This is a genomic window from Pseudomonas citrullilanati (assembly GCF_030580855.1).
GTDB classification, from domain to species: domain Bacteria; phylum Pseudomonadota; class Gammaproteobacteria; order Pseudomonadales; family Pseudomonadaceae; genus Aquipseudomonas; species Aquipseudomonas citrulli.
Genome location: NZ_JAUQOP010000090.1, coordinates 1 through 1,404 on the forward strand (window position 1 = coordinate 1; position 1,404 = coordinate 1,404).

A 1,404-nucleotide genomic window follows, 5' to 3' on the forward strand; every position below is an offset into this window, starting at 1 on the left:
GTGCTGCCGGTGTGGCTGATCCTGGCGCCACGGGACTACCTGTCGACCTTCCTCAAGATCGGCACCATCATCGCCCTGGCGATCGGCATCCTGGTCACCATGCCCGAGCTGAAGATGCCGGCGCTGACCCAGTTCACCAACGGCCTGGGCCCGGTGTGGAAGGGCGGCCTGTTCCCGTTCCTGTTCATCACCATCGCCTGCGGCGCGGTGTCGGGCTTCCACGCGCTGATTTCCTCGGGCACCACGCCCAAGCTGCTGGACAACGAAACCAACGCCCGCTACATCGGCTACGGCGGCATGCTCATGGAGTCCTTCGTGGCGATCATGGCCATGGTCGCCGCCTCGGTGATCGAGCCGGGCGTGTACTTCGCCATGAACAGCCCGGCGGCCATCGTCGGCGGTGACGTGGTGGCCGTGGCGCAGACCGTCAGCAGCTGGGGCTTCGCCATCACCCCGGATGCCTTGCAGGCCGTCGCCAAGGACATCGGCGAGACCACCATCCTGGCCCGCGCCGGCGGTGCGCCGACCCTGGCGGTGGGCATCGCGCAGATCCTGCACTCGGTGCTGCCGGGTGAGAACACCATGGCGTTCTGGTACCACTTCGCGATCCTGTTCGAAGCGCTGTTCATCCTCACCGCGGTGGACGCCGGCACCCGCGCCGGGCGCTTCATGCTGCAGGACCTGCTGGGCTCGTTCGTGCCGGCGCTGAAACGCACCGAATCCTGGACCGCCAACCTGATCGCCACCGCCGGCTGCGTCGCGCTGTGGGGCTACCTGCTGTACCAGGGCGTGATCGATCCGCTGGGCGGCATCAACACCTTGTGGCCGCTGTTCGGCATCTCCAACCAGATGCTGGCCGGCATCGCCCTGATGCTCGCCACCGTGGTACTGATCAAGATGAAGCGCCAGCGCTACGTCTGGGTCACGCTGCTGCCGGCGGCCTGGCTGCTGATCTGCACCACCACGGCGGGCCTGATCAAGCTGTTCGACGCCAACCCGGCGATCGGCTTCCTGGCCCTGGCGCGCAAATACAACGAAGCCCTGGCCGCCGGGCAGGTCCTGGCCCCGGCCAAGAGCGTCGAGCAGATGCAGCACGTGGTGTTCAACGCCTACACCAACGCGACGCTGACGGTGTTGTTCCTGTTCGTGGTCTTCAGCATCCTGTTCTACGCGCTCAAGGTCGGCATCGCCGCCTGGGGCACGAAAGAGCGCACGGACAAGGAAGCTCCTTTCCAACCGCTGCCGGACGCCTGAAGCGAGGATTGCAACGATGTTCAATGACTTGAGTCGCCTCGGTAAATACCTCGGTCAGGCCGCCCGCCTGATGGTCGGCATGCCCGACTACGACAACTACGTCGAGCACATGCAAACCCAACACCCGGACAAGCCGCTGATGGACTACGA

Annotated in this window: 2 protein-coding genes; both read left to right on the plus strand. The window is 65.5% G+C overall.

Translation table 11 applies throughout. From position 1 onward, the window contains the following. A partial coding sequence (locus Q6A48_RS25875) for a carbon starvation CstA family protein (protein ID WP_304557310.1) occupies positions 1-1,254 on the plus strand: 1,254 nt, incomplete at its 5' end. Positions 1,255-1,270: 16 nt separating this feature from the next. Next, on the plus strand, positions 1,271-1,404 hold a 134-nt coding region (locus Q6A48_RS25880), incomplete at its 3' end, for a YbdD/YjiX family protein (RefSeq protein ID WP_304557311.1).